At 71.0% G+C, this 26,857-nt stretch carries 35 protein-coding genes; 30 read left to right on the top strand and 5 right to left on the bottom strand.

Annotation, left to right across the window (positions count from 1 at the left end):
* The first annotated feature begins 17 nt into the window (after positions 1-17).
* From ACIQHQ_RS36430 to ACIQHQ_RS36475, 10 genes are all read left to right on the top strand, one after another.
* Positions 18-203, top strand: coding sequence for a hypothetical protein (locus ACIQHQ_RS36430; RefSeq protein WP_391329457.1), 186 nt, complete (start codon positions 18-20; stop codon positions 201-203).
* Positions 204-324: 121 nt separating this feature from the next.
* Positions 325-2,166: a DUF2637 domain-containing protein gene (locus ACIQHQ_RS36435; protein ID WP_402620811.1), complete on the top strand. Its 1,842-nt coding sequence runs from the start codon at positions 325-327 to the stop codon at positions 2,164-2,166.
* Between the two features lie 138 nt (positions 2,167-2,304).
* On the top strand, positions 2,305-2,853 hold the full coding sequence (locus tag ACIQHQ_RS36440; RefSeq protein ID WP_402620814.1) for a hypothetical protein: 549 nt from the start codon (positions 2,305-2,307) through the stop codon (positions 2,851-2,853).
* A complete protein-coding gene (locus ACIQHQ_RS36445) occupies positions 2,850-3,053 on the top strand; it encodes a hypothetical protein (protein WP_388138295.1) in 204 nt (67 codons plus the stop codon). Before ACIQHQ_RS36440 ends, ACIQHQ_RS36445 begins: the two co-directional genes overlap by 4 nt.
* Before the next feature lie 123 nt (positions 3,054-3,176).
* Positions 3,177-5,792 carry a hypothetical protein gene (locus tag ACIQHQ_RS36450; RefSeq protein WP_402620818.1) on the top strand — a complete coding sequence of 872 codons (2,616 nt, stop codon included), beginning with the start codon at positions 3,177-3,179 and terminating at the stop codon, positions 5,790-5,792.
* 11 nt (positions 5,793-5,803) lie between these two features.
* Entirely contained in the window at positions 5,804-6,250 is a 447-nt protein-coding gene (locus ACIQHQ_RS36455) for a conjugal transfer protein TraB (RefSeq protein WP_402620820.1), read from the top strand.
* A gap of 87 nt (positions 6,251-6,337) precedes the next feature.
* The gene (locus ACIQHQ_RS36460; protein WP_402620823.1) at positions 6,338-8,635 is read left to right on the top strand and encodes a hypothetical protein; all 2,298 of its coding nucleotides are present in this window, start codon (positions 6,338-6,340) and stop codon (positions 8,633-8,635) included.
* A gap of 39 nt (positions 8,636-8,674) precedes the next feature.
* Positions 8,675-8,863: a hypothetical protein gene (locus ACIQHQ_RS36465; protein WP_402620826.1), complete on the top strand. Its 189-nt coding sequence runs from the start codon at positions 8,675-8,677 to the stop codon at positions 8,861-8,863.
* Between the two features lie 40 nt (positions 8,864-8,903).
* Complete coding sequence (locus ACIQHQ_RS36470; protein ID WP_402620829.1) at positions 8,904-9,095, top strand: hypothetical protein; 192 nt, start codon at positions 8,904-8,906, stop codon at positions 9,093-9,095.
* A gap of 84 nt (positions 9,096-9,179) precedes the next feature.
* Entirely contained in the window at positions 9,180-9,677 is a 498-nt protein-coding gene (locus tag ACIQHQ_RS36475; protein WP_402620832.1) for a hypothetical protein, read from the top strand.
* Between the two features lie 78 nt (positions 9,678-9,755).
* Here the strand turns inward: ACIQHQ_RS36475 and ACIQHQ_RS36480 are convergent, their stop codons facing one another.
* On the bottom strand, positions 9,756-9,977 hold the full coding sequence (locus ACIQHQ_RS36480; RefSeq protein ID WP_402620835.1) for a hypothetical protein: 222 nt from the start codon (positions 9,975-9,977) through the stop codon (positions 9,756-9,758).
* 91 nt (positions 9,978-10,068) lie between these two features.
* Here ACIQHQ_RS36480 and ACIQHQ_RS36485 point away from each other — a divergent pair, with 91 nt between their 5' ends.
* From ACIQHQ_RS36485 to ACIQHQ_RS36565, 17 genes are all read left to right on the top strand, one after another.
* The gene (locus tag ACIQHQ_RS36485; RefSeq protein WP_402620837.1) at positions 10,069-10,842 is read left to right on the top strand and encodes a hypothetical protein; all 774 of its coding nucleotides are present in this window, start codon (positions 10,069-10,071) and stop codon (positions 10,840-10,842) included.
* 254 nt (positions 10,843-11,096) lie between these two features.
* Positions 11,097-11,525 (top strand): RRQRL motif-containing zinc-binding protein, encoded by a 429-nt coding sequence (locus ACIQHQ_RS36490; RefSeq protein ID WP_402620840.1) that lies wholly within the window; start codon positions 11,097-11,099, stop codon positions 11,523-11,525.
* A 19-nt stretch (positions 11,526-11,544) separates the two neighbouring features.
* Complete coding sequence (locus ACIQHQ_RS36495) at positions 11,545-11,790, top strand: hypothetical protein (RefSeq protein WP_402620843.1); 246 nt, start codon at positions 11,545-11,547, stop codon at positions 11,788-11,790.
* Complete coding sequence (locus tag ACIQHQ_RS36500; protein ID WP_402620846.1) at positions 11,787-12,068, top strand: hypothetical protein; 282 nt, start codon at positions 11,787-11,789, stop codon at positions 12,066-12,068. Before ACIQHQ_RS36495 ends, ACIQHQ_RS36500 begins: the two co-directional genes overlap by 4 nt.
* A 113-nt stretch (positions 12,069-12,181) precedes the next feature.
* Positions 12,182-12,688 (top strand): hypothetical protein, encoded by a 507-nt coding sequence (locus ACIQHQ_RS36505; RefSeq protein ID WP_402620848.1) that lies wholly within the window; start codon positions 12,182-12,184, stop codon positions 12,686-12,688.
* Positions 12,685-13,023 carry a hypothetical protein gene (locus tag ACIQHQ_RS36510; RefSeq protein WP_402620851.1) on the top strand — a complete coding sequence of 113 codons (339 nt, stop codon included), beginning with the start codon at positions 12,685-12,687 and terminating at the stop codon, positions 13,021-13,023. The genes ACIQHQ_RS36505 and ACIQHQ_RS36510 overlap by 4 nt, the downstream gene beginning before the upstream one ends.
* Position 13,024: 1 nt before the next feature.
* Positions 13,025-13,192: a pRL2-8 gene (locus tag ACIQHQ_RS36515; protein WP_402620854.1), complete on the top strand. Its 168-nt coding sequence runs from the start codon at positions 13,025-13,027 to the stop codon at positions 13,190-13,192.
* Positions 13,193-13,287: 95 nt separating this feature from the next.
* Positions 13,288-14,247, top strand: a complete 960-nt coding sequence (locus ACIQHQ_RS36520; protein WP_402620857.1) for an AAA family ATPase — start codon at positions 13,288-13,290, stop codon at positions 14,245-14,247.
* A gap of 96 nt (positions 14,248-14,343) precedes the next feature.
* A complete protein-coding gene (locus ACIQHQ_RS36525; RefSeq protein ID WP_402620860.1) occupies positions 14,344-14,649 on the top strand; it encodes a hypothetical protein in 306 nt (101 codons plus the stop codon).
* A 91-nt stretch (positions 14,650-14,740) separates the two neighbouring features.
* Positions 14,741-15,418, top strand: a complete 678-nt coding sequence (locus ACIQHQ_RS36530; protein WP_402620863.1) for a GGDEF domain-containing protein — start codon at positions 14,741-14,743, stop codon at positions 15,416-15,418.
* Positions 15,415-15,855: a hypothetical protein gene (locus tag ACIQHQ_RS36535; RefSeq protein ID WP_402620866.1), complete on the top strand. Its 441-nt coding sequence runs from the start codon at positions 15,415-15,417 to the stop codon at positions 15,853-15,855. The genes ACIQHQ_RS36530 and ACIQHQ_RS36535 overlap by 4 nt, the downstream gene beginning before the upstream one ends.
* Positions 15,852-16,148: a hypothetical protein gene (locus ACIQHQ_RS36540; RefSeq protein ID WP_402620868.1), complete on the top strand. Its 297-nt coding sequence runs from the start codon at positions 15,852-15,854 to the stop codon at positions 16,146-16,148. The genes ACIQHQ_RS36535 and ACIQHQ_RS36540 overlap by 4 nt, the downstream gene beginning before the upstream one ends.
* 19 nt (positions 16,149-16,167) lie before the next feature.
* On the top strand, positions 16,168-16,371 hold the full coding sequence (locus ACIQHQ_RS36545; RefSeq protein ID WP_402620871.1) for a hypothetical protein: 204 nt from the start codon (positions 16,168-16,170) through the stop codon (positions 16,369-16,371).
* Positions 16,371-16,853 (top strand): hypothetical protein, encoded by a 483-nt coding sequence (locus tag ACIQHQ_RS36550; RefSeq protein WP_402620874.1) that lies wholly within the window; start codon positions 16,371-16,373, stop codon positions 16,851-16,853. The genes ACIQHQ_RS36545 and ACIQHQ_RS36550 overlap by 1 nt, the downstream gene beginning before the upstream one ends.
* Positions 16,853-17,035 (top strand): hypothetical protein, encoded by a 183-nt coding sequence (locus ACIQHQ_RS36555; RefSeq protein WP_402620877.1) that lies wholly within the window; start codon positions 16,853-16,855, stop codon positions 17,033-17,035. The genes ACIQHQ_RS36550 and ACIQHQ_RS36555 overlap by 1 nt, the downstream gene beginning before the upstream one ends.
* Positions 17,036-17,124: 89 nt before the next feature.
* The gene (locus ACIQHQ_RS36560) at positions 17,125-17,553 is read left to right on the top strand and encodes a hypothetical protein (RefSeq protein ID WP_402620880.1); all 429 of its coding nucleotides are present in this window, start codon (positions 17,125-17,127) and stop codon (positions 17,551-17,553) included.
* A complete protein-coding gene (locus tag ACIQHQ_RS36565) occupies positions 17,550-18,236 on the top strand; it encodes a hypothetical protein (protein ID WP_402620882.1) in 687 nt (228 codons plus the stop codon). The genes ACIQHQ_RS36560 and ACIQHQ_RS36565 overlap by 4 nt, the downstream gene beginning before the upstream one ends.
* A gap of 123 nt (positions 18,237-18,359) precedes the next feature.
* Here ACIQHQ_RS36565 and ACIQHQ_RS36570 read toward each other — a convergent pair whose 3' ends face one another.
* The 3 genes from ACIQHQ_RS36570 to ACIQHQ_RS36580 all read right to left on the bottom strand — a co-directional run bounded on the left by ACIQHQ_RS36570 (position 18,360) and on the right by ACIQHQ_RS36580 (position 21,348).
* Entirely contained in the window at positions 18,360-19,268 is a 909-nt protein-coding gene (locus tag ACIQHQ_RS36570; RefSeq protein ID WP_402620884.1) for a ParA family protein, read from the bottom strand.
* A gap of 43 nt (positions 19,269-19,311) precedes the next feature.
* Positions 19,312-20,805 carry a ParB/RepB/Spo0J family partition protein gene (locus ACIQHQ_RS36575; RefSeq protein ID WP_402620887.1) on the bottom strand — a complete coding sequence of 498 codons (1,494 nt, stop codon included), beginning with the start codon at positions 20,803-20,805 and terminating at the stop codon, positions 19,312-19,314.
* A 348-nt stretch (positions 20,806-21,153) separates the two neighbouring features.
* Positions 21,154-21,348: a hypothetical protein gene (locus ACIQHQ_RS36580; RefSeq protein ID WP_402620890.1), complete on the bottom strand. Its 195-nt coding sequence runs from the start codon at positions 21,346-21,348 to the stop codon at positions 21,154-21,156.
* Between the two features lie 159 nt (positions 21,349-21,507).
* On the opposite strand from ACIQHQ_RS36580, the gene mobF reads away from it, so the two are divergent.
* Together mobF and ACIQHQ_RS36590 are read left to right on the top strand one after the other, a co-directional pair.
* Complete coding sequence (gene mobF / locus ACIQHQ_RS36585; protein WP_402620893.1) at positions 21,508-23,319, top strand: MobF family relaxase; 1,812 nt, start codon at positions 21,508-21,510, stop codon at positions 23,317-23,319.
* Complete coding sequence (locus tag ACIQHQ_RS36590; RefSeq protein WP_402620896.1) at positions 23,316-23,663, top strand: hypothetical protein; 348 nt, start codon at positions 23,316-23,318, stop codon at positions 23,661-23,663. The genes mobF and ACIQHQ_RS36590 overlap by 4 nt, the downstream gene beginning before the upstream one ends.
* 503 nt (positions 23,664-24,166) lie before the next feature.
* Here ACIQHQ_RS36590 and ACIQHQ_RS36595 read toward each other — a convergent pair.
* Positions 24,167-24,631 carry a hypothetical protein gene (locus tag ACIQHQ_RS36595; RefSeq protein ID WP_402620898.1) on the bottom strand — a complete coding sequence of 155 codons (465 nt, stop codon included), beginning with the start codon at positions 24,629-24,631 and terminating at the stop codon, positions 24,167-24,169.
* A 248-nt stretch (positions 24,632-24,879) separates the two neighbouring features.
* Between ACIQHQ_RS36595 and ACIQHQ_RS36600 the strand changes: the two genes are divergently transcribed.
* Complete coding sequence (locus tag ACIQHQ_RS36600; protein WP_402620901.1) at positions 24,880-26,238, top strand: hypothetical protein; 1,359 nt, start codon at positions 24,880-24,882, stop codon at positions 26,236-26,238.
* Positions 26,239-26,857: the final 619 nt, after the last annotated feature.

Raw genomic sequence — 26,857 nt, forward strand, 5'->3', positions numbered from 1 at the left:
ATGCGAGGGAGGCCTCCATGGCCACTACGACCCTTATCCAGCCCGGTACGGAAGCCACCGCCGCCAGCCTCGCGGACTTCCTCTTCGGCAGTGACATCCCGCCGATCGGGCCCGAGGACCACAGCGGCAGCTGGCGTACCACCCTCCACGTCATCGCGGAGGAGTGGGTGAAGGAGGGCCGCGTCGAGCGGCACGCCAGCTGACTTCGCTCCCGCCCGGCGGGAGCCGACGGCAGTTTCGAGCCCGCCCCGCAGCACGCTCCCAGACCGGCCGCCCGCCTCCCGGGCCGCCGGCCTTTTCGCGTGCCCGGAGCGGGTAGAGCCGGTGTCCGCTTCGCAAGCAACCATCCCTGCGGACCACGGTTTCGGGAACGCGCGCCTCGCGTTTCGGGAGCACCGGCCGCTGTTTCGCCCCCGCCCTGAACGAGCCCTTCCGGAGGCCCTCATGACGATCACTGAGACGTCGCAGAATGCGGCACCCGACACCCCCGTTTCGCGTCCACCGGTCGCCGCTTCGAGCGCACCGGAGAAGATTTCGGAAGCGCCCTGGAGCGTTTCGCAGACGCAGAAGCGGAAGACGATCAAGCCCAAGCGCGACCGCTTCACCGCGGCCCTGCCGTACTTCGCGGCCATCTCCGGCATGCTGGTCGGCGGCATCGGCTTCGCGACGTCGTACCAGACGCTCGCCAACGTGGCGCTGAGCTGGGGATTCGGCGAGGACCTGTCGCGCTGGTTCCCCATCGGCGTGGACGCGTCGATCCTGGCGTTCCTCGCGCTGGACCTGTACCTGATCCTCAAGGGCATCCCGTGGCCGGTGCTGCGGATGGGCGCGCACGGGATGACCGCCGCGACGATCTGGTTCAACGCCTCCGCCCAGGGCGAGATCGGCGCAGACCCGGTCAAGGCCGCCTCACACGGCGTGATGCCGGTGCTGTTCGTGATCGGTGTGGAGGCCGCCCGGCGCCTGTTCATCCAGAAAGCGCAGCTCGAAGCCGGTACGGCCGCCGACCGGATCCCGCTGCACCGCTGGATCCTCTCCCCGTGGGAGACCCCGCGGTTCTACCGCCGGATGCGGCTGTACGGGGTCACCTCCTACCCGGAGATGATCCGCCGTCAGCAGGAGCTCATCGCCTACGAGCAGTGGCTCAAGCGCAAGCACAAGGGCGACCTGAGCAAGGCGACCGACGACGAGAAGCTGCCGATGAAGATGGCGGCCTACGGCTACACCGTCTCCGAGGCCCTCGCGCTGCCTGAGCGGCAGGAACGCGAGGCGGAGAAGCGGGCGGAGGAAGCCGAGCGCCGGCGCCTGGACGCGGAGACGCGGCGGGAGCTCGCGCAGAAGAAGGCTGAGGCCGACCGGCTGGAGGCCGATGGCGAGCTGGAGACCGTCCGCGCCCGGGTGGAAGGCCAGACGGCCCAGGCCCGCGCCCACGCCCGCGCCCAGGCCAGCGCTGCTGAACGGGCCGCTGAGCTGGAGGAGAAGGCGATGGAGACGGCGCTGGTTGCTGAGGCCCGCGCCCGCGAGGCTGAGGCGCGACGCAAGGAGGCACAGGAGCGCGAGGCGAAGGCAGCCGCCGACGCCCGCGCAGCCGAGCTGGAGCGCCAGGCAGCCCTTAAGCGGAAGGAAGCGGCGGAGGCTGACAAGGTCGCCGCGGCGGAGGACCGGGCGATCGAGACGGCCAAGATCGCGGAGGCCCGCAAGCGTGCAGCCGAAGCCGATCGGGCTGCTGCCGAAGAAAAGGAGGCCGCTGCCGAAGCTGCCCGCCGCGCCGCCGAAGCCGACCGGCTGAAGGCGGAGGAAGAGGAGCGCGCGGCCACCGCTCGGGCCAACACGCAGGCCGCCCGAGAGCGTGAAGCCGAAACGGAGTACCGCGCCGCCCAAGCTCGGCTCGCCGCTGCCGAAATCGAGCAGCGCGCTGCCGAAATCGAGGATGAGGCCAAGCTGACCCGGCGCGAGCGCGCGGTCCGCCGGGTCGCCCGCATGGCGCTCGCGGCCGGCCTCGTGCCCGACGGACTGGCGTACGACGACATCCAGCACGAGCTGTGCGAGCGGATCTCGATCGCCGACGTCCAGCGCGAGTTCGACGTGTCGTCCACGGACACCGCCTCCAAGTACCGCCAGGAGGCCGTCGCGCTGCTCGCTGGCGGCTACCGCCCGGAGCAGTGACCTGCACGAACCGCTGTTTCGACGGTTCCACCGGCTCCCGAGACGAAGTCAGCGCCTCGGGAGCGCGGTGAAGGCGCCGAAACGCCGCCCCAAACCCTGCCAGATCGCCCCCGCCCTGAGAAGGAGAAACCCCAGGTCATGGATATCAACGCACTGTTCACCGACGAGGGCCTGCGGGCCTTCACCGCCACGGTCCGCGACCAGCATGTTCGTGACGCCCAGCAGTACGGGCAGATCGCGGACATCGTGCGCCGGCGCCTGGAGCAGACGCCGATCGAGGGCGACCGCTGGATGTCCAAGAAGCTCCGCGCCTGGAAGGTGTCGCGGCAGCTCAAGGCCATGCAGAAGGCGTCCGGCGAGGCCGCGAGCAAGGCGGAGGCCCTGTACGCGACCTACAAGAACGAGGTCCTGGAGCTCCCGCAACGCAGGGCGGCGGCGGAGGCCCGGAAGCTGGAGCGCAAGCAGGGCAGGCAGGCCGCCCTGGGAGCGGCCGTCGCCAAGTCCCTGGACAAGACGGTGACCGCGCTCAACACCCCCACCGAGCAGGTGCCGGGCGTGGTCCCGCAGGCGCGGTCGGCGGAGTTCGTGACCCCGGACAACCCCTGGAACCAGTGGCCGATGGCGGCCGGTGGTGAGCGGCCGACCAGCACGATCAACGACTACTTCGCGAAGGGAGAAGGGCAGTGACAACACCTCGGCAGGTGCAAAACCGCTCGCGGTTCTGGAACGCGCGGGTTGCCGAAGCCCAGAGCGACCAGGAGCGGGCCGGGGTCTGGTACGACGCGTGCCGGACCCTGGCCCGCCAGGCCGAACGCGACGGCAAGCCGAACCTGTGGCCCGCGCTCACCAAGGCGCTGCACGACTTCTACAAGAACAACGGAGGGTGACGAAGTTCTTCTTCATCACCGCTTCCTCCTCGCCGCCTGGAGCACCCCAAGGCGCGCGCGTGTCGTGCGCGCGCGAGGGTGCCCCAGGCGGTGACCGTCTGTCAACTCCGAGAGGGAGACGTCATGGCCGACGACGACGGCCCGAACAACCTGATCCACTTCCCGCGTGTGGGTTACACCGCCCCTGCTGAACCCCCTGCGGAGACCCCCGCCCCGGCCCCCGCTGACGTGCCGTTCGCCGCCCCCGCAGACGCCTTCCCGGCCACGCCCGAAGCGTTTGCACCAGCGACGCGAACCGACCCGATGGGCGTCATCGCGACCCTGCCCGAGCCCGGTCTCGGGGCCCCGTTCACCGCCGACTCGGAGCCCGCCGCAGCCCCCGCCGTCGCGCCCGCGACGGCGGGCGCGATGGTCCCGGCGACCTTCCGCTCGGAGGCCGTGCAGCCCGCCGCGCCGCGCCTGGGATCGCTGTCCCTGGCGGCGATCCTCGCGGTGTCCCTGGCGGCCATGCGCGGCATCCATTCCGCCGTCGCGGCGGGCCGGGCGAACCGGGAGCAGCGCGAGGCGGTCGCGAAGACGGCGAGCACCGCCAAGGACGGCTCCTCCGGGGGCGGTTCGAAGAAGCAGGTGCAGCCCAGCCACGAGTACGGCCGCAAGATGCTCCAGCGTGGTCCTGGCGGCCTGGGAGGCCGCTCCGGCGGCTCGGGTCCGGGTAGGTCCGGGCGGGGCGGCAGCGGGTCGTACAGCGGCTCGGGAGGCCGGGGGCGCGGCGGGTCGACGACCAGGTCACCCAGCGGTTCCGGTGGTGGGCGCGGACGTGGTCCGGGCTCCGGCTCGGGCGGCGGCGGAGGCCGCACTACCTCGCCCAAGAACGGCTCCGGGATCACCCCGCTCAAGCGGAACTCGCAGGGCGGCGGCCACGGCCTCAAGAAGAACCGCGGCCCCGGATCGTCCGGCGGTTCGGGCGGTTCGGGAGGCGGCAAGGGCCCGGGCAACAGCGGCGGCGGGGGCGGCAGGAAGAACCGCGGCCCCGGCAGCGGCGGCGGGTCCGGCTCTTCCGGCGGCGGTACGAGCACGAACCGTAAGCGCGGGCCCGGCAGCACCGGGTCCGGGGATGGTGGTTCGTCCGGCGGTCCGGGCAAGAAGCGCGGACCGGGCTCCGGGACGGGGACCGGCAAGACGACGGGCCCCGGCACCAAGAGCCCCGGCAAGGGCACGGGTTCGGGCGGGAAGACCACGCCCGGCACGACCAGCTCGAAGGGCCCCGGCACCGGCAAGGGAACAGGGACCGGCCCCAAGAGCGGCACGAAGAAGTCGCCGCGCGGCACGACCGGCCCGTCCGGGATCCTGCGCAAGAAGCCCGGCACCACCACCTCTGGCACCGGTCCGAAGACCAAGCCGAAGGGCAAGGGCAGCAGCGGCGCGGGCACCACGGCGCCCGGCAGCAAGCGTGGCGGGAAGAAGGGCAAGACCCGCTCCGGCAAGGGCGGGACCGGCCCGGCCTCGGTGCCCACGGCGCCGGGCGGTAAGTCCCGCAAGGGCAAGAAGATCCCGCTCACGCCGGGCATCGCGCACGGCACGTTCGCGTCGTCGGTGAAGCAGGACTGCCGCTGCCGCAAGTGCCGGCGCTTCCGCAAGGAGTACAGCCGCAAGGTCCTCGGGGCGATGAAGTCCGCGGCCCGGGGGCGGACCACCTTCGGCGAGGCCGTGCACGAGACCGCTGAGAAGCGCCTCAAGCGCCGCCGCAAGAAGATGGGCCCGCCGGTCGTCACGAAGGTCAAGGTCAGGAAGCCGAAGAAGAAGACCGGCCTGAAGACCAAAACCACCAAGCCCGGCAGCACCAAGCCCGCCGGTCCCGCCGTGAAGGCGCCGACCGGTCCGGCCGCGAAGGCGCCGACTCGCCGCACGCCCTGGTCCACGGCCAAGGCACGGGCCCGCAAGCGTGCCCGGATGCGCACCACCACGGTCCCGGTCCCCGGGCCCCGCCCGGCACCGACGACCGGCACGACCACACCGGCCCCGCCGTCGGGCCCGCCCGGTCCTCCTGCAGCTGCACCGGCCCCGGCCGCCGCAGTCGCGGGGGCCGCCACCGCCCCGGCCCCGCCGGGCGGCGGCACGGTGCCCGGCACCAACACCGGCACGCCGCGCCTGTCGCCGTTCGAGGCGATGGGCATGGTGACGGCGGTGTCCGCTCCGGCTGGTCCCATCACGGTCGAGCGGGCCGACTCCCCCGGGTCCGGCCCGGCGACGTCCGGCGCGGGTCTTCCCGCCGGCACCTCGAGCACGAAGGAGAACAGCGTGAGTGACGCCTGGCTGACGAAGTGGGGCAGCGGCAGCGTCGCGGACATGGACGCCCAGCACGAGACCGAGGTCACCCTCGACGACACGCTCGACGTCCTGGAGGAACTCACCGAGCAGTCGTTCAAGGCGCACGAGACCTGCCGCAAGCTCTCCGCGAAGGCGCGGGAGATCCGGCACGAGCTGGACGAACTCGCCGCCGACCTGCGCTCCACGCACAACGTCATCGGCCGCCTGACCGGCGCCGCGATGGCCAAGCTCGCGGAATCCATGGAGCTCCTGGCCCGCAAGGCCGACGAGATGGCCACCAAGTCCCTGACGGCGGCGGAGCTCTCCGAGAGCGCGGAGAACGCGATGTTCGACGCCTACCGGCCCCTCCAGCAGGCCACCGAGGACGCGGGCCTGGCCGTGCCCGCCGCCCGCATCCACAACGAGAACTGAGAGGAGATCACGTGAGCGACAACCTCCCCGCCATCCCGGGCATGAACAACGGCGTCGCCAGCACCGGCGGTGCCGGCAACGGCAACGGCTTCCTCGCCCTGTCCGGCCGGACCGCCAAACTCGCGGCCGCCGCCCTCTTCCTCAAGGAGGGCATGCACCTGCTCCGCTCCCACATGCAGGCCAACGCCAACGCGGCCATGCGCCTGTCGGAGATGTGCGGCCAGGCCGAAGTCGAGCCGCGGTTCACCTCGATGATCGAGGACACCTCCACCGCCCTCACCGGGGTCGCGGAGGCGTCCGGGGAGATGGTGAACGCCGCCGACGCCGTCGACACCGACGCCCGCGGCTTCAACAACGCGCACGACCGGGAGTACCGCCCCGGCTACGAAGCCTCCAACGGCTCCGGAGTGCGCCAGGCCAGGCCCGGCTTCTACCGGCGCACCGGCCGCCGCAGCTGACCCACCCCCACCCCCGCAGCAGCAGGGGCCGGGCCCGCACGCCGGGGCCCGGCCCCTGCTGCCCCCTGCCCTCGAATGGAGGCTGTGTTGAGCACCATCGACCAGGCGGCGCCGGCCGCCGACACCACCAAGAGCGTCCCGGGCCACGTCATCTACCGGCGCGTCCTGGCCGAACGCACCTCCTACGCCCTCGCGGCGGCCGGGATGGCCGTCGGCCCGCAGCTGGACGACAGCGCCTGGTCCTACCTCGCCTCCGGCGGCGTCGGACTGGGCACGCTCGCCTGGCTGTACGCGAAGACCAAGGACCCCGACCAGGGCCTGAGCGCCCTCACGCGGGCGCAGCGGGCGATCCCGTTCCTGACGGCCGCCGGCACCTACGTGGCGAACCTGATCACCCCCGGCTTCAACTGGTGGGAGGTCGTTGCCCCGGCCGCGTGGGCGTCCCTGATGGGCTGGATGGCGCCGCTCACCCGCAGCGCCGGTCTGGTCCTGGAACTCACCGAGCACCAGGAGCAGCACGGCGCCGGTCCCGGTGAGCCGCTGACCTACACCGAGTTCCTCGCCGCGAAGTGGCAGCAGGCCACCGGCGACGGCACCCGGCTGGTCTCCATCACCCCGTTCCGCGCCGACCGGCCCGACTTCGAGGCCGTCGTCGTCGCCCAGGCCGGGAAGGCGGTGCCCACCTTCACCGAGGTGCAGCTGGCCGCCGCGTTCGACTTCCCGGTCGGCACCGTCAAGATTCGCCCGATCCAGGGCTCCGGGCCCGGCCGGATGCGGCTGGTCGCCCGCCCCACCACCGAGGACACCGAGGCCACCGCCGAAGGGCTGCGCGGACTGTGGGAGACCGCCGTTGCCGCCCCGGGCAAAGCAGCCCCCGGCGTCGACCTGATCGACTGGCGGTCCGAGCCGCACCGCATCGTGCTGCTGGTCGCCTCCCCGCCGGGCAAGGAGATCCACCTGCCGCACACGGCGATCTGCTCCGCGTTCGGCATCGACGACCCCTCCCGCCTGGTCATCGAGACCGACGGCATCCGGCAGGGCGTCATCTCCGTCTACAAGACGAACCCGCTGATGAAGGTCCGCAAGGCCACCGTCGAAGACCTGACGATGGACTCCAAGGGCCGCGTCACCATCGGCGTCTGCCACGACGGCAAGCCCGCCCGGATGCGGCTGTGGGATCCCGGGCAGGGCGCGCTGCGCGGCATCACCGCCGGCGTCACCGGCGCGGGCAAGTCCGTCCTGCAGAACCTGATCCTCGCTGCGGAGAAGCGCTCCGGCGTCGTCTCCTGGGTCGGAGACGTCCAGGGCGGCATGTCCCTCCCGGAGGCGGAAGGCCGGGTCGACTGGTTCGCCAAGGGCCCGGTGGAGACGCTCCTGATGCTCACGGCCGCGCACGCGGTCATGAAGTACCGCGAGCGGATCTCCAACGAGATGGGCCGCGGCGACTTCGCCCTCAACAAGCCGTGGCCGCTCATCAACATCACGCTGGACGAGATCAACCGGCTGCTGTCCCACCCGGACGAAGCGATGCGCAAGGCGACCGCCTACCTCATCGCCGACATCCAGAAGACCGGCCGCAAGGTCGGCATCGGCATCCGGCTCGCCGTGCAGTCCCTGCACCTCAAGGACCTCGGCGACGACGACGCGATCCGCCAGCAGGGCAAGGTCGGCGCGCTGTTCCTCATGCGCACCGCCTCCTCCTCCACCAAGGAGATGGGCCTGGACGGCATCGCCCCGGCCGGTTTCCAGATGGAGAACATCCCCGCCCGGATCTACGAGAACGGGCAGATCGAGGCCCTGTTCTCCGGCAAGGACGACGAGGACGGCGAGTCCACGGCGGGCATGGCTTACATGTTCCTCGACGGGCGGGCGAAGTTCATGCGCACCTTCTTCGCGGAGAAGGTCGACGGTGTCTATCCCGACCTGATCGCCCTGTACGGCGAGGACCCGCCCACCGGGCTGACCGAGGGCGAGGCCAAGGCCGCGCAGGCCGGGGCCGCGATCTACGGCGTGCGGCACACCAACCCGTACGCCGACTGCGACACCCTCGCCCAGGCGTTCTCCGATGCCCCCGGCAGCAAGCCGACGGCCGGCCCCCCGGCCCCGGCTGCCGACACCGACGGCGACAGCGGCGAGGCACCCGCCCCGTTCGAAGCGCCGTTCGGCATCCCGTTCGGCGACAGCGGCCCCGACATCGGGGAGGAGCCCGGCCTCCAGGACCAGATCCTCGAACTGCTCGCCGACGGACCCAAGCAGCTCAAGGAGCTGCGCGCCGCACTGCCCGGCTTCGAGCCCTCCAGCGTCAGCAACGCCTGCACCCAGCTCAAGGCGAAGGGCCTGGCCATCTCGCGCAAGCGGGGCCTGTGGCAGCTCACCGACAACTGACCCGCACCCACCAGCCACTCACCGAAGGAACCGATACCCGTGGCCCTTTCGATCTCCCTGGTCCTCCTGCTCGGCATCATCGTCGTCATCCTGGTGCGCACCGGATACCAGCGGATCATGCCGGGCATCGCCGTCTGCCTGTTCGGCTTCTTCCTCGCCAGCACCGGCATCGCCCCCACGATCACCAGCGCCGTGTCCTCCATCACCGGTTGGATCAGCAGCTTCTGACCATTCCGATCCCGACCCACCGAACGAGAAGGAGACGACGATGAACCGCCCCCTGGTCCTGGTGGTCGACGACGCCGCCGACGTCCTCGCGGCCAGCCCCGAGGCCCGCGCCCTGGTCAACGAGCTGCTGCGCACCGGCCGCCGCAACGGCCTGGTGGTCCGCTCCGAGACTCGCCGGCCGCTGCAGTACCCGACGCCGGGCGCCCTCGAGGACGCCGCCGCCCAGCAGTAGCCCCGCCCGCTCCCCGCCCCCTGCGCCCTCCCCGCCACCACGGCGGGGAGGGCGCCCCGCGTCTGCCCTGAAACGGAGCTCACCGTGGACTTCGAGAACATCACCCGCCCGCTCACCGACGACGAAGCCAAGGCAGAAGCCGAGCGGATCATCGCCCGGTCCTTCCAGCCCGAGATGCCGCCCGTGCGGCACATCCCGACGTCGTTCCGCGACGACACCCCGCTGCCCCCGTACGGCGACGCCCCGCCGGTCCATCAGGACGACAAGCGGATCGTCCCGGCCTGGGCGGCCGGGATCGCCGTCGCCTCCATCGGCGTCGGGGCCGGCATCACCGGCGTGGGCTGCGGGGCCTGGCTGGTCCTCCAGGGCCTGGCCTCCGTCACGCTCTACGGCGTCCTCATGGTCACCCTGCCGTTCGCGGGCGTCGCCATGGTCGCCACCGCGATCGGCGGCGCGTTCAGCAAGGCCCGCAAGTCGGTGTCGAAGACGGTCTACGAGGGCTCGGTCGTGCAGAACACGCAGATCAACAACACCAGCCACCAGCGCGGGATGTTCTCCCGCACCCGCAACGACGTCCGCTGAACTCCGGGCGTCCTGCCTCGTATCCGGCTCCCGCCTTCGCGCGGGTTCGGGTGCGGGACAGGCCGTCCGGCCTCGCGGTCAGTCGTCGTAGTCGATCCAGATGCGGCCGTGTTCATCGACCTCGGCTTCGCGGATCTGCCCGTCGACGATCGCCCGGTTGATGGTCACTTCGACGTCGTAGTCCACGTCGATCCACAGCACACCGTCGTCATCGGTGAATGCGGGCCAGATCGTGTCGTCCGTGTCGATGACCTCGTCGAAAACGATCTCTTCCGGCTCATCGCGGGTGAACCACCCCATCGCAGCCGCCCCCTCTCTTCCGGGCCTGTGGCTCCCAGCCTGGCCCACTCGCACGCTCCGTGACCATGCATCGACAAAAGGGAGTTGCCCCGTGCAGTCCTACGACAACACCTCCGCCAACGGCCAGGCGCTCGACTACCTGCCCGTCCACGTCCCGCAGCCCAAGAGGACGGCACGCTTCGCCAAGGCCCGCGCCGCGGTGCGTGATTGGTGGAACCGCGCCTGGGACGTCGACGGCGTCCTGTACGAGATGTGGGACGACGTCCTCAGCGCACCCGATGACGGCCTGCGCCACATGGCGCCCTGGCTGCGCGCCGTCCTCATGGTCGCCGGGGTGTCCTTCGTTGTGCTGATGGCCCAGGCCGCAGGCGAAGTGGTCCTCCAGGCCCTGCACCAGATCCTCACCGCCGTGCCCAAGGTGCAGGTTGGCGTCGACACCTCCAACGGCGTGGCCGCCGTCGTCGACCAGCCGGTGCGCACGTACATCGCGCAGCACTCCGCCGGCCTCCCGGTCGCGGCCTCCACCGTCTACACGCTGTGGCTGCTCACCGGCATCACCGGCCTGGTCCTCGGCTACCTCACCCGCAACAACGGGGTGCGCGGGATGTGGGCCGGACACGGCGCGGCCACCGTGTTCATGGTCTGGACGGCCACCCCGGCCACCAGCCGCCCCGTCGCGGCTGGCCTCGCCGTCCTCGCTTGGACGCTGCTGTCCGCGTTCGCGATGCGCGGCCTGACCCTGCGCCGCCGCGTCATCGGGCGCCCGGCCAAGGTCACCGTCCGGCCCGAGATCCACGTACCGGTCCCGGTTCCGGCCGCGCCCGCCGAACAGCACCCGCACAGCAGCTGCCCCTTCCGGGACTGACCTCCGGTCGCTCCGCCTGGTCCTCGCCCACCCCGATGCGGGTGGGCGAGGGCTGGACAGGCCGACCGGCCGCCTCGCACTGCGCCCGCCGACGAACACCCGGCGGGCGCAGTGCTTGTTGTCCACCGACATCAGGAGGAACCGCTCGTGCTCATCCCCCGCCCGCGCCGCCGGATCGGCCGTCCCCGCCCGCAGCGCCCCGGCCCCCGCTACCCGCAGCGCCCCGACCGGCTCCCGGGCACCTGGAGCAGGTGATGGCCGACCAGGACCAGGACCTGGTCGACGTCGACCCGTACGACCCCGGCGACGGCTCCTTACCGGTCTTCCGGTGGAAGCAGGCCGGGCGCGCGAACCTCGCGACCCGCCGCCAGCTGCGGGAGATGGGACTGCGCCCCGGCGGCCAGGAGCCCGTCGCCCGGATCGAATGCCGCGGCGGCCGGCGCTTCGCGTGGCTGTACCGGATCGACCTGGCGAAGCCGAAGCTCCCGATGACGCTTGCGAAGGAAGCCGCGCTCGACAGGGCGATGGCTGCTCGCCAGACATGTCCCGGCCCCTGTGGCCGGCGCTACTTCCACTGCCTCCCGCTGAAAACTCTGGGGTCCTGCTTGGAGTGCTACGACGGCACGCCCGCCGACCCCGCCTCCTACATCGCTCCCCCGGCCAAGCACCTGCTGGCCGCCTGATCCGAGGAGACACCAGCCCATGAGCACTGCCCCCCTCGCCGCCTTCACCGAGCCGGACCGCCCCAAGAACCTGCAGATTAGGTTCATCACTGTCGGCGGCTCGTACGTGGACGTCACCGGCCCCGGCGAGCACTCCGACAAGAACCGCTGGGACTGCCACGGTTGCGGAGACTCCTCCAACCGGCCCGAGGAGGACTTCCTGTTCTGCATCCGGCCGGAAGCCAACAACCACGCCGCCACCTGCCGCGCCATCCCGCTCAAGTGACCACCCGCGGTCTGCGCGCCGTCCTGCTACTCGCCGCCGTCGTCCCGGTCACCGCCGCCGCGCTAAGGGCCAGCCACCTCAAGTTCTACGCCGACCGGCACCGCATCGAGCTGAAGCCCCAACCCCGCCGCTCCTGCCCCGACTGCCTGGGCGCGGGCGGCTGGTGGGTCGGCGGCGCGAACCCGGAGATGGAGGCGTGCAGCTGCTGGGCGAACCGGCCCGAGCTGCGCATCCGGCTCCTGCCCGTCCCGGCCTGGCCGGACGAACCCCTGTTCTGAACGACCCGACCCCGGCCGGTGTGGCCGGGGTCGGGAACGCCGGGTGGCCGCGCATCGGCAAAGGGCCGGCCACCCCGCTCCCTCACCCTCATCGAGATCAGGAGAACTCCAGCATGCATCGTCCCGCCGTATTCGCCGCCCTGCTCGGACTGACCCGTGCCGCCAGCGCGGTCGGCGACTTCTGGGTGCAGAACGACTTCTGCGCCCGCGTGAAGGGTGCCTCCGACGACGCCCCGGTCACCTACGAGGACCCGGTCACGAAGGAGAAGTCGACCCACGGCACGGCCGACGGCCGTAAGGCGTGCCTTGAGCACTGCCTGACGTACACGGCCACGCAGGCGATCGTCGCCGGGCTCGGGGCCCGCGCGCTGGGCATCCGGGTCCACCCCGGAGCAGCCGCGGCCGCGCTCGCGCTGTCCTTCGGCACGCACTACATCGCGGACCGCAGGGTGCCGGGCCACGGGGTTCTGGAGAAGCTCGCCGACAAGACCGGCAAGACCAACTTCTACAAGCTGGCCTCGCACGGAATGAACGGTGCCTTCCACCTCGACAACTCCTGGCACCACGGCTGGGAGACCGTGGCCGCGCTCATCGCCACGACCAAGGCCACCACCCGGTGACCCGGTCGCGACTGGAACGCGTACGCGCCTCGGTCGGGATCGCCTCGCTCGCCCTCCAGCAGATCGAGGACGACCTCGCCGCCGACGACGTCGACCAGGAGGAGCTCGCCGCGATCCTGCGCGAGCTCATCGAGGACACCGACCCGCCTGGCGGCTTCATGGCCTGTGTCGCGCAGCTGCTCACCGCCGCTGCGCGCCGTGCCGAGCAGATCGAGCCCGACCGTGACGGTGACGCTTCCTGCCCGCTGCACGAGGCCGCCGCCCTGATCACCGACAACGCCGGAATGCGGCTCATCTGGGCTGCCCGCGCCCTTCACCCGCAAGGAGCCAGCTGAGATGCCGAACACCAAGGCGACGAACCCGCCCCGGGGGCAGTGCACGCAGTGCTGGTACCACGCGTACGCCAGCCGAGAGGCCCACGCCGGGCTCCGTCCGCGCGAGGACTGCCCGCAGTGCGTGGACCACATGAAGAACGGCCACCCCGCCCACATGATCGTCCGCTGACGGCGCTGCGCGAAGCCGCCGCCCTGCTCACCCATCACACCGGGCAGCACCCCATCCAAGGTGCCCGGCACCCCTCACTCCCAAGGAGTATCTGCATGACCGAGCTGATCTACCCGGAGATGCCCGAGCACAGCCTGGTGGTCCTCATCGGCCCGTCCGGCGCTGGGAAGTCCACGATCGCGCGCACCTGGCCTGCCTCTCAGGTCCTGTCCCTGGACGCGCTGCGCGAGGTCGTCAGCGATGACGCGGGCCACCAGGACGCGACCGGCGATGCCGTCGCCGCCCTGCACCTGCTCCTGGAGGCGAGGATGCGCCGCCGGCTGTTTACGGTCGTCGACGCGACCAACGTCACCAGGTCCTCCAGGGAGCCGCTGGTCGCCGCCGCCAAGCGGCACGACATGCTGCCCATCGCGGTCATGGTCGCCACCCCCGGCAGCGTCTGCATCGAGCGGCAGGGCCCGAGGCCGGCCAACCGCACCGTCCCGGAGGCCACGGTCATCAAGCAGCGCCAGGACATGGTCGCTTCGCACCGGACTCTCAAGGCGGAGGGCTTCCTCGAGGTCGTCTTCTCCGACAGCCTCTACCGGCTGCTGCCGTTCCTGGAGCGCCTGAGCGAGGCCCGGCAGGCCGACCTCGGGCTGGACGGCGGTGACGGCCTCGGTGACCTGAACCTCGTCTCCCGGGTGTTCGGTGAGGAGATCCTGCCGCTGTGGCAGTGGAAGCCCGGCTCGAACGTCGCCGGCGGCGACCGCGTCGCGGAGATCCGCCTCGGTCAGCAGTACCTCACCCTCGCCCTGCGCACCGACGTCGACGGTGAGGGCGACTACGGGTTCGACGTGATGGTGCCGTGCCCGCACGACGACGAGTGCACCGGCCGTGCCTGGGTGCCCGCCTACAGCGTCACCTGCCTCTTCCGGGCGCTGAACGGCGACCTGGACGACGACGAGGACATCGTCTGCACCGTCCACGGCCCGAACAACGGCGACGACCAGGACGACGACCCCGACGGCCGCGCTGACCTCGAAACGCAGGCCCTCGAAGCGATCCGCAGCTGACGGACCTCCGTGCCGCCCCGGCCCCTGGCTTACCGCCGGGGCCGGGGCGGTCGCGGTGGTCCCTCAACCACCGCGATCACGAGAGGAGTGGACGTCATGACCCAGCCCCCGTACTACGAGGTCGACGTCCCCATACGGAGCACCGAGACGCCCGGCCTGGAAGGCGTGCACGTCTTCACCGGCTGGGCTGACAGCCGCGCCGCCGCCGTGAAGGCCGCGCATGAGGTCTACGACGCGGCCCGCGCCGCGGCGGAGGCCGGACGCGAGATCCCCCACGGAGGCCCGGACGGCTGGTCGGCCTGCGGATACCGGCCCGGCTGGGAGCTCGACTGGCCCGCCGCGAAGGCCGGCCCCTGGAGGAGCCCCTACAGCTGGCTCAACTCCAAACCCTTCGAGATGTAGCTCCGCCCCGGGACAGCCGCACGTGCTTGGCGGCTTCGACGGCTGTCCCGGGCCCACCCAACCCGTACGAGACGAGAGGGAGATCCTCAGTATGGACTCCGTTCTGCGTACGCAGGGCCGGATCGGCTCGCGCACCCTACTGATCACCACCGCCGCCCTGCCGCTGACCGGCTGGACCGTGCACGCGCTGGCGCTACACCGCAAGCTCGCCGCCACCAAGCGCGACCCGCTGACCGGCCTGCTGCGCCGCGACGCCTACACCGCCCGCGCCCGTCGGCTCCTGGCCCGCCACGGCGACGAGACGACCGCAGTCATGGTCGACGCCGACAGGTTCAAGGAGATCAACGACGGCCTCGGACACGCGGCGGGCGACACCGTCCTCGCGTCGATCGCGGCCCGGCTCACGGCCTGGGCAGGCCCGCGCGCAGCGGTCGGCCGCCTCGGGGGCGATGAGTTCGCCGTGGTCCTGGAGCTGCCCTCCGAACGCCGGGAGCAGCGCCTGGAACAGCTGGTCCGGATGCTGCACACGCCGGTCACTCTGGACGACGGCCGCACCGTCGACGTCGCCGCCTCGGTCGGCGCCGCGACCCCGGACGTGATCGGCTCACGCGACCTGCCGCGCCTGCAGAGGGCGGCAGACGCTGCTCTTTACGACGGGAAGCACTGCGGCCGTGCGGTCCTGGCGACCGCCGCGCACGCCGCCACGCCGTCCGTCAACGGGCGCCGCGCGGGCAGGCCGGGCACGGCCATGTGGGGGCGAGCCGCATGAGCATCGTGACTCTGCCCGAGGGCGACTGGATCCGCGGCATCAGCATCAGGCAGCCGTACGCGGCGTGCATCCTCGCCGGTGCCAAAACCGTCGAGAACCGGCCCGGCCGGTGGCGGACCGGCTGGGTGCTGCTGCACACGAGCAAGACCATCGACCAGCCCGCCCTGCGCAATCCGCTGATCGGCCGCACCATCCGCGGTCGCGAGCTGGTGAGGGGCGCGGTGATCGGCATCGCCCGGATCACCGACTGCCACCAGGACCCCGACGGTGCGCCGCTCTGCTCGGAGTGGGCGCACCCAGGCGCCTGGCACCTGGTCCTTGACGACGTCCAGGAGCTGCCGCTGCCGGTCCCCGCACGCGGGCAGGTCGTGCCCTGGAAGCCGACCGAGGAGCTGCTGGCCCGCGTGTTCCAGCAGCTGCCCGCCTTCCGGCCGTGACCCGCCCGGGTCGCACGAAGAAGGAGCCGCCGTTCGAGCCGGGCCTGATTCCGGCTCCCGGTGAACTTCTCGTCTGGCGCGACGGCCGGCACTTCGACCGCTGGCAGGACCTCCCCTGCACGCTGTGCGGCCAGCCCACGCCCATGCGCTCCCACTCCGGCGAGCCCGTACACAAGGCATGCGCGGAGGACTGGATCACCGCCAACCCCGTTGAGGCCCGCCTCGGGCGGTTCGCCTCCGACCTCACGCCGAAGCCCAAGTCCAAGTCCAAGGGCCAAGGCGACCACTCCTGACCTCCACCTGGAGGACCCCATGAGCAGCACCGACCGCGACGTCGACCACGCCCTCGCCTACCCCGAGCCGCCCGCCTCCCCGCTCTGGCACCGCCACGGCCCGAAGGCCCGCCCGCTCACGCCCGCCCAGCAGCGGCGCAACCGCGAGCTGCTGGACATCGCCCAGCGCACCACCCGACCCCGCGCCCCTCGCCCCACCGAGACCCTGGCGGAGGCCAGCTGATGGACACCAAGCACTGCGCCGTCGACGGCTGGGTCGACGCGATACCCGCCCCCGGCCCGCGCGGCACCGCCACCTTCGACCTGATCGTCCGACCCGACGACATCGACGCGCTCCCCGACGACGCCCCCGACACGGTCGTCACCTGCTCCAGCGGAGACCCCCGGATCACCCACGAGCTGCTGAACGGCATACAGCCCGGCGACCTGCTGCGCGTCACCGGCACCCTGGTCCAGCCGCCGGCGCCCGGTAAGCCCGCCCGGCTCACCGTCGATGCCCTGGAGGTCCTGGACACCGGACTCATCCCCGTGTTGCGGGACATGGTGTTCGACCGCTACGGCGACTACTGCGTCATCTTCGACGCCGACCGCGAGAAGGTGCCCGTCTTCACCGCGCTCGGGCAGTGGGTCGGCGAGGCGGACAACCCCGACGCCATCGCCACCCTCATCGACATCCACGAGCGCGTGAACGGTGGTGACGCCTGATGGCCACCGCCCCCGAACAGGCCCGGACCGTCCTGGAGCGGTTCCCTGCCGGAGGACCCCGCGGCTCCTGGCCGGCCGAAGAGTACGCAGCCAACCAGCGGGCCCAGGGCACCAACGCTCAGGTCGTCATGGACCTGCGCACCGACCAGTTCCTCGTGGTCACCGACACCACCACCCAGTAGCACCACCCCGGAGCGCCGCGCCCCGCCCTTCCCGGCCGGGCGCGGCGCTCCGCATGTTCCCGCCCTTCATCCTCGAGCAGGAGGCTCCCTTGCACCCGATCCGTCTGATCTCGTTCGGCTACCTGCACCTGCCCACCAGCCCGGACGGCTCCCCTGTCCCGCCCGCCGCCGACCGGATCGAAGACGTCCGTGACCGGCTCCGCGACCCGGCCGCTGCCTGCGACATCCTCGACCTGGACGGCCTCAGCCCCCGCGTCCAGGACGTCGTCCTGAACACCCCGGGCGCCCGCGAGCTGCTTGCCAACCTCGCCGACTACGCGGACTTGCCCGCCGGCCCCAGCCGCATTGCCCTCGGTTGTGCGGGAGGTAGGCACAGGGCATCCGGACTCACCGAACTCCTGGCCCGCGAACTCCGCGCCCGCGGCCGCGAGGTCGTAGTTGAGCACCTGCACGTCCATCTGCCGCGCGTCCTCAAGACGCCCGCCGGCGCCCGCACCGAACAGGAGACCGCCCGATGATCCGTCGTTTCCGCCGCTGCGGCCACGCCCCCGGCACCCTGACCCCCGAGGACCAGGCCGTCGTCGACCAGTTCCGCGCGATGCTCGCCGCCGTACGCGACCCGCAGCCCTGGACGCCCGGCAGCGGCCGGGACATCGCCGTACGGATCGGCCCGTTCATCGAGCGCGCCCATCCTCGACCCGGCGACGACCACGGCCCCGAGATGATCGCCGTGGCCCTGGTCCACCCCGACACCCCGCACGCCGCGGCCTACCTCCACGGCCGCCAGCTCGGCTACACCGACCGCGGCTGGCTGAGCTGCGAGACGACCGCGATCCTCGGCGTCTGGCAGCCGGGCTACGCGATGCTCACCCACGCCGCCACGGGACTGCCCCTGCCCGACGACGTCGGCATGGACCCCGCGCACTACGCCCTCTACGTCGAAGCCCGCAAACGCGACGACAGCCGCGACGGCTACACCCTGCTGCGTCTCGGCCCGTACACCCAGACCCGGCACGCCCAGCAGGACTACGACCGGCTCACCGCCGCCCTGGAGAGGCGGGAGACCACCGCCGTGTCCGGGTGCCGGGTCTCCGTGCGGTACGCGCCGTTCGACGTCAGCGACCACCAGCTGTTCGCCGACCCGTACGAGGCCGACGCCGTGGCGCTCCTGGACGCCGCCGTCACGGGGGCGAGCGCATGACCGCCTTGACCATGTACGAGATCGAGACCTGACAGGCCGAAGGCCCGGCTTCCTCGCCGATTGCGGGGAGCCGGGCCTTCTTGCGTTTCAGGGGGCCGTTCGGGCCACTTTCACGCGTGAAAGTCAGCGCTGGGGGAAGCCCAGTGCCGTTGCGACCTTCGCGTAGTCCTGCGACGGCCGGGAGTTCGGCGCCAGGATCGGCACCGCGCATTCGTTGCGGTAGATCTTCGTGGCGACACCCGACCAGTGCACCGGAGGAAGCAGTATGTCGCCGTACTCCTCCTTGAGCTCGTTGAACGTCTCCCAGTGCTCCTCGGTCCCGAAGGAAGCCGTGGGGGCGGCGCAGGCCATCACGTACTTCATCTGTGGCCGGATGCCGCGTCGCTGGTACATACGGCGCTCGCTGATCTCCTTGAGCTTCTTCTCCAGCCGGACCAGCGCGTCGGCCTCCTTGTAGGTGCACAGAACTGGCGGGATCACCGCGCCCTCGGTCTCTTCGTCCAGGAGTACGAGGGCCGTGACCGTCAGACGGCCGTACGTGGCCGGCGGGTCAATGAGGACGACGTCGAAGTCGAACTCTTCCGCCAGGTCGTCCAAGCCGTCCTTGAGCCAGAAGACGTTCCCGTCCTCAGCGTTGAGGATCCGCTCAGCGTCGTCGATGTCCGGGTGGTCAAGGTCGCCGGGAGCGATCCAGACGTTCGGGATCTCCGTGAAGGAGTCGTCGTCGTCGCCGTCCGGATCGATGCGGTACCGGGCCTGGACGATGATGTCCTTGAGCTGCGCCTTGTCGGCCATCACGTCGGTGAGGCTCTTCTGCCCCGGTTTGAACACGCGGCGACCCAGCACCCGGGTGGCGTTGCACTGCGGGTCCAAGTCGATGACAAGGACCCGGTAGCCCCGCAGGCCCAACTGCACGGCGAGAGCCGTGGTGGTGGAGGTCTTGGCCGTACCGCCGGCCTTGAGAGCGAAGATGAACACCTTGTAGGCGCGCGCGACGTTCTGCGCCCTGGTCTTCGCGAGTGTGCTGGTCATCTGGTCTCCGTGGAAGCTCTGCCGTCCTGTCGTGGGCGCGCGGTCACTGTTTCACGCGGGAAAGTCGCTCAACCTGCTGCTGCTCCCACTCGCTGAGCTGGTACGAAGCGCGGCTGGTAGCGAGGAACTGAACGTGCGCGACGTCGCGAGCGTCCCAGTCCCGGTCCAGCTGAGCGGCGCGCACTTCGTCGGCCGCCAAGCCGATGGCGAACGCAACGCGGTGCATCAGGCTGGGGTCCTCGGACGCGGCGACAGCGGCGAAGTATTCGTTGGGACGCTTCTTGCTGGACGGCCCCTTCTTGAGCTCCACCAGCCACCCGTGGGCCTTGGCCGCAGCCTGCTTCCACTCGTTCGGGTTGAGCACCACGGTGACGAGACGGGCGCTCGACTCCGCGCTCTTCGCGTACCGGTCCTCAGCGAGCAGCAGTCGGCACGCCAGATCCCGCTGCTCTGCCGCGGCCTTCCTAAGAACCTCGGGATCGACGGCCGCAGGCTCCAGGGAAGTGGGCTCGGAGGTCTCCGTGGTCTCGATGACCGCGACGGCGGCCGGCGTGGATTCCTGGCCCTGCGGCGCCTCGCCGCTCCCGCCCGAGGACGTCACCGGCTCCGTCGACTCGCTGGCAGCAGCCTGAACCTCCCCGGCCTGGACGCTGTTCTCCTCGCGTGGCTCCGGAAGGGACACAGGCACAGCGGGCGACTTTCCCGCGTGAAACTGCTTCTGGCCCTCCAGAGCGAGCCTGTTCTTCGCCGCCTCCACGGACAGGTTCTCGTCTCGCATCAGCCCCCATCCACGCAGTTGCAGGGCGTGGGCCTCCTCCGACTCCTTCGAGCCGTTGGCGTCCTTGAGGAGGGAGAGCGAGTAGCCAGCCCGCATCGACAGGTCGCCGACATGGATCGCCTGCTGGACCTCCTGGGGGAGCTTGAGCAGCGCGAGGTACTTCGACACTGTCCCAGCGGTGTACCCGGCGCGCTCCACGACCTCGTCGAAGCTGAGGGTCCGGTCTTCGTCCTCGTGAACACGCTGCCTCAGTAGGTCGATCGCCAGGGCCTGCTCGATCGGGGACAGCCCGTCGCGGCTGTTGTTCTCAGAAACCAGCTCTTCCTCGACGCGGCGGTCCCGGGCAAGGTCATCGCGCAGAACTGCAGGCATGACGCGCCCGGCGGCGAGCGCAGCGGCGTGCCGCCGGTGGCCGGGGCCGAGGATGAATTGCCGCTCGGGATGCTTCACCCTGGATGCCCACTGCGGGTAGCACTCCATGAAGACCTTGGTGTGCATGACGATGCCCGGCGTGTGAACGCCGTGCTCCCGCACGTCCGCGATCAGCGAGTCCATGTTGCGCAGCTCAAGCCGCATGTTCATCGGGTTGGGTGAGATGGTCTCCGGATCGAGCTCCAGGAGCTCGCCGTCCTCGGGAGGAAGGGCGTGGATGTCCTGGCTACCCGTGAGGCCGGCCTTCTCTCGGTCGGCCCGCAGCGTGCCGCTACCGCCGCCTACGCCCTTCTTCTTACGCTTCGGCCGAGGCAGCGGCGTGGTCATCTGTCCCTCCAGGGTGGTGCAACATGTCGGACCGAACCCTAGCGGGCAGGCGCTCCCCAGCTCAGTCGCCGTCTCGGTTTCACGCGTGAAAGTGCCGAGCGGCTCCGTTTCACGGACCGGTGAGGATCGAGTGGGTGCCGATCCGACGCCACCCCAGATGCCGACGCCGATGCTGGCGCCGTCGACGAGGACGGCATCGTCATGCAGAGCTGGGAGAGGGCTGACCCCTGCGGTTGAGCGGGACTTCCCCAATTGGGGAAGTCCCGCGATTTTTGCACGGCACCAGCTCTGTGTCCCGTGCCGCACAGGGCCGGCGGTGGTGCCGTGCGCAGTATTCGCACGGCACCGTCACGCGTCGCCGTAGTTGCTCCGCATCGCCTCCGTCCACTGCTCGGGCCGCGTCGTCTGGCAGCCGGGGCATCGGCGCCCGGTGACGCGCTGGGCGGTGGGGAAGGCGGCCTGCGCGGAGCGCACCTGGAGCACGTCCAGGAGCAGCGGCGTGCGGCAGAGGGGACAGGGCTCTCCGTACCTGGTGATAGTCATGGGCGGGAGAGTGCACACACCGGCGGCTTACCGTCTCGGGCTGGCTCAGCGGCCCGCCTGGCGGGCGCTGCGGTAAAGACTTGGTGATGGTCTCCCGCCCGGCGGGAAGGACCCTGGATCGCGCTTTTGGGCAGGTCAGTGCCGGGGTTCCATGGGCCGATGATCAGCATGTCGCCAGTTCGCCCGGGTAACGGGTGGCGCTACCTCTTCCGTGGCGTGATGGTCGGCGACGGCCACCGCCCCGCGGGCACGCCGCTGCGCGCCGCCCAGGACGAAGCCGGTGTCCCGCCCGGCGTGTGGAAGGGCCGGGGCCTGGCCGCGCTTGGCCTCAAGGACGGGGACGTGGTGACCGAGCGGCAGGCCGAACTGCTCCTGGGGGAGGGCCGGCATCCGGACGCCGACCGGATCGAGCGCGAGCTCCTGGCGCAGGGCAAGAGCCCGGCGCAGGCGAGGCGGGCGACCGTGCTGGGCAGGCCCATCGAGCACAACCGCTCACCCAAGACCGACAAGGCCAAGGAGCGCACCCCCTGGCTGGCCTTCGACCTGACGTTCCGGCCCCCGCCGACGGCACACCTCGCGTGGGCCCTGATGGACGACAGGAACCGCCAGGTGCTGGAGCTCTGCGAGGACATCGCCCGCGACAAGACGCTGACGTGGCTGGGGGAGTCGGTCGCGGAGATCCGCTGGAAAGCCGGCGGCAAGCAGCGCGCCCGGGTCAAGGACGGGCTGATCGTCGCGGTCTTCCGGCACTACGAGTCGCGAGCCGGGAAGCCGCTGCTGCACGATCACGCGATCGTGTCGATCCGCGCCCGGCGGCCGCACGACGGGAAGTGGGGCAACCTTTCGGCGGACTCGCTCATGGCCAACATCGTTGCCGCTGACACCCTCTACACCCTGTACTTCATGGAAGAGGTGTCCGCCCGGCTCGGGTGGGCGTGGGAGCCACGCGAGGTGACGCCCGGCCGCCGGCCCGTCATGGACATCGCGGGCATCGACCAGCGACTCATCGGCTGGCAGTCGACCCGCCGCCAGCAGATCGAGGACGCGCTGCCCATCCTGACCGCCAAATACGAGGAACGGCAGGGCCACCCGCCGGGGGAGCGGGCCTCCTACGCACTGGCCTGCCAGGCCGCCGACCAGACGCGCCCGCCCAAGCGCACGGAGCTGCTGTCACTGACCGAGCTGCGCAAGCGATGGCGCACCTCAGCGATCCGGGCCTACGGCGCCGACGTCGTCGACCGGCTTGCGGAGCGGGCGCGGGCGGCGGCCGCAGCGGTGTGGGCGCGGGTGCGGCCGGTGGTCGACATAGCGCTGGCGGCCGTCGACGTCGTCGCCGTGGTGTACGTGATGCGCGGAGCGTTCAAGCGCCACCACCTGCTCGCCGAAGCCCGCCGCTACCTCTCCTACGTCCTGCGCGGCCGACCCCACCAGGCGGGCCTGGACGAACAGATCGTGCAAGCGGTCATCGACGACTACACCCGCCCGGCCAGCCGACGGATGATGACCGCCGACCTGCGCGCCCTGTACCCGCGCGACACCGAGGACCAGGCCGTGCTGCGCCCGCTGACCCGGAAGCGGTCCGCGCCCCAGTACGAACGGGCCCGCCTCGCCGCCGGCGCCTTGGCCGCCCGGGTCCATGCAACGCGGCGTGCGGAGCGCCTGAGCTCCCGCACCCGGCCGCGCGCCGTCGCCGTGCCCGCCGCCTCGAGGTCGCGCCCGCGGCCGTTCCACTCCGACCAGGAGGCCGACCGCGTCCTGGAGCAGGAGACCGGCGTCGACACCGTGGAGCAGACCCGCCGAACCTTCGAAGCCGCCGCTCGGCTGGCCGCCAAGCTCCAGGACGGCAAGCGGGAGCGCGCCGTCGCCCACGGCCCCCGGCCACAGCCCGCCCCGGCGACGGCCCCGCAGCCGCACACCCACCAGCCCGGCACCCAGCACACGCCGGGCCGGACCACAGGAGGAGTCACGTGAACACCCCGGAAGAACGCCCCAACCCCGACGACGCACTCGCCCGCGCCCATGCCGCCCGCGAGCAGATGGCCGCCGCGCTCACCGAGGACCAGGAGCCCGAGCCCGACGAGCCCCTGGGGTGGCAGCCGATCTGGAAGCGGCCCCGGAAGCCGAAGTCGAAGGCGGCGAAGAAGGCAGAACTGCGCAAGCAGCGGAAGCGACTCCAGGAAGCCGGGAAGCGCCGCCTCGCCGCCTCGCAGTCGCGCCGGCCCCGCTCCCGGCAGAACCGGATCGGCAACGCCGCCGCACGCCGTGATGCCCGCGCCCTGTCCCGAGTGCGGCACTCCACCGCCTGGCTGTGGTGACGATGCCGGACACCGTCCACTCGATGGAGCCCACTCGATGGACTCCACCGAGTGGAGCCCACTGAGTGGAGCCCACCCGATGGGTTCCACAGAGTGGACTCCACTCTGGTGCCCACCGGATGACGATGGACGCCACCGTGGTGCGCACGGCGATGCCCAGCACTTTGGCGCGCACCCGGTGCGCGCACCTCATTGGTGCGCGCACCGGCACCCCTTCTCCAGGTGCGGCCGGGTTCGCGCGTGACCCCTTGTCCAGGTCTGCTACCTGGACGCGAGCCCCCTTGTCCACCTCTGCTACCCGGCCCATTTCTCCTTGCCACAGCGCCTTCCGGCCGCCGATCAGATCGCGGTCAAGGGGGTGCGTGATAGAGGAGCCCGCCGCCCGTGGCGTGCGCCTGGTGCGGTGCGCCAGCACCGATGGCGCGCACGGCGATGGACAGTCCGGTCCGGGGAAGCGCGCGCCGCGCGGTGGCGGGGCGCACCGCCACCGCGCGGCGCGGGCACTACACGACGGTCAGGCGCACCGGGTGCGAACCGGCCGGTGCGGGGTGCGCATCGAGGGCCTGGCCCACGCCGACGGCCTCCAGCTGGCGCAGGGTGTCGGCGACGTCCTCGTGGTCCTCGGTGAGAAACTGCGCGGCGAAGGCGATGACGGAGCGGGCGATGCCTTCCGCCGTGTCCGGCCCGGCCTGTGCCCAGGTCCGCAGCGAGGTCACGAAGACGCGTCCGAGGGCCTCCAGGGCGAAGGTGTCCGCGCACGGCTCGCCCGCCTCCGGGCCGGGCAGCGCCGTGACGGGGACGACGATCCGTTCGACGACGTCGACGAGCAGCTCGGGCATACGCGGCTCGCCGCTGGCGAACTCGCGGGCGGCTTCGACGTCGTCGGCCTGGACGGCCCGGAGGTAGCTGAACGCGCTGATGGCCGCGTCCGGGGTCATCGGGGCGAGCGGCATGTTGGTGGTGGGCATGATGGCTCCTCACGTACGGGGTGCCGCGCCGTTCGCGGCGGCCTCATAAGCGATCTTCAGAGCAATTGCCTGTGGATAGATTCCGCGCACCGACGGTGAGCGGACTCGCCTGGCCGGTGTTGCGACGTTGCGTGTTAGTTGGCCTCTTTGATCGCTACTTGGCCACGCTGCCTCGGAGTTCGTCTGGGTCTGCTGCTTCGAGGCATGCTTCAGCAGTCTCCACCAGCCCTACTTGAAAGCGAGCCGGAGTGATCAATCTCGAGGAACGCGTTGCCGCATGCTGGTCCCCGGAGGTCCGTCCCCTGATCGCCGAGGCACACCGGTGCTACGCCACAGGCTCCGCGCGCGCCGCCATCGTGCTCACCTGGACCGCGGTCTGCGCTGACCTGATCGAGAAGCTGCGTCGCCTCGCCGAGGACGGCGAGGGCCAGGCGAGGTCGGTCATCGAGAAGGTGGAGAAGGCCCAGGGAAAGGCCGACGCCGCAGCGATCAAGACCATGCAGGAGGTTGAGACCAGTCTGCTCCTGGACACCGCTTTGGGCGTGGAGCTGATCGACGCAGTCCAGCACCGCAAGCTCAACCAGCTGCGCCTGGACCGCAACCTCTGCGCGCACCCCTCGCTCAGCCCGCTCGGCGACGTCTTCGCCCCCAGCCTGGACGATGCCCGGGCCCACTTGGCGGCGGCGCTGGACGCGCTCCTCGTGCACACACCCAGCCAGGGCCGCAAGGTCGTCGACCGGATCCGCGCGCTCCTCGCCGATACGGCGTTCATCGGCGAGGACTTCATCGCTCAGACCTACTTCGACCGCGTCAAACCTGCCGTCCGCCGCCGCCTCGTTAACCTCGTCGTCAAGCAGGCCCTGCTAGAGGTCGAGGTGGAGGGCCTCAACGCTAAGGAGCTTGCCGATCGCGCCGCCGTCTGCGTTACCGCATTCACCCACCGGGACCGGGACCTTGTCAGGAACGAGCTCACCCGCTTCATCCCAGATCTGAGCGAAAAGCCGACCGAGGTACAACTGCGCGCGGTCGGTCGGCTCGGGCACCTCAGCCTGTTCTGGGAGACAACCGACGACGTGCTCCGAGGCCAGGTCAACGGAGTCATCGCAGCATTTAGTCCGTCCGCTAGCACACTGACTCCCGAACATGTCGCCCTGCTTTCCCTCGTGGCGGTCGACGACGTTCGCACTCTGCTGCCGGCGCTCGAAACAGCGTTCCACCAACTCGACCTGTTGCCCAAGGCCGCCGTGATCAGGCGACGCCCGGGACGCTTCTTCGTGCCCCAGCTCGCGCCACTACTCCAGGCAGCGAAGAGCTACCGATCCGCCGAAGCTGTATGCCAGGACGCCGTGCTCACCTGCGCCCCGTTCCTCACAGCACAGGATCTGAGGGCCGTGCTGGACGCTTGGATCAACAACCATGAATGTCGTGAAGCGGCGCAGATGCCCGAGCATGCCGTCACCCTTTACCGGGCCACCGCGCACCTGCCTGGGGCGGTAGAGGCATGGCGAACCTTCACCACTCGGGCCAAGGAACTGCGCCCGGAATGGGAGTACTACCAGTACACGGAGGTTGCAGAGCTGCTGCCTGCGCCGGCCGCAGAACAGTAGCCCGGGCGAGGATTCGGGCTGTGCTAAGTAGCGCTCGTGACCTCAGGGATTTGCTGTTGGCCATCTATCGCTCAACAACGTGGCCAGGCACATCGCGACGCCAACACCCGACCTGTGCCTTTCGAGATGTCCTGGCCAACTAGCGGACAAAGTCACAGGTGTGACGGTGCGTGATAGTTGGCGACTTTGCACGGTGGTTGGCGAGGTCTGCCTGAGTGATCAGGCGACCTGCGGATCCGCAACGGCATGGCGCACGGCCAGACCGCGCACGCGGTGATGCCGCCGGCCATGGCGGTGCCGATGGTGACGACCTCGTTCACGATCGTCTCCGAGCTCTGCGCGGCGTCCGCCGGATGATCACGGCTCGGTAACGGCACTCAGTGGAGTGTCACACCGTCGACTTTCGCCACACCTCTAGCAAGTGACGGGGGACTTCCATCCGGACCCCCGCGTCACCTGCGTGAGGAGCCTTGTCATGACGTACACCAGCAATGCCCGGCAGCCCGAGCCGGAGCCGCGCCCGGCCTGGTCAAGGGGTGCTGAGCGGCCTCCGGGCGGCCCGGAATCCAGTGCCGTGAACGGTGCCGCGAACGATTCCAACGTCGTGCCGATCACCGCA

The sequence above is a fragment of the Streptomyces sp. NPDC092370 genome (assembly GCF_044755265.1).
GTDB lineage: Bacteria > Actinomycetota > Actinomycetes > Streptomycetales > Streptomycetaceae > Streptomyces.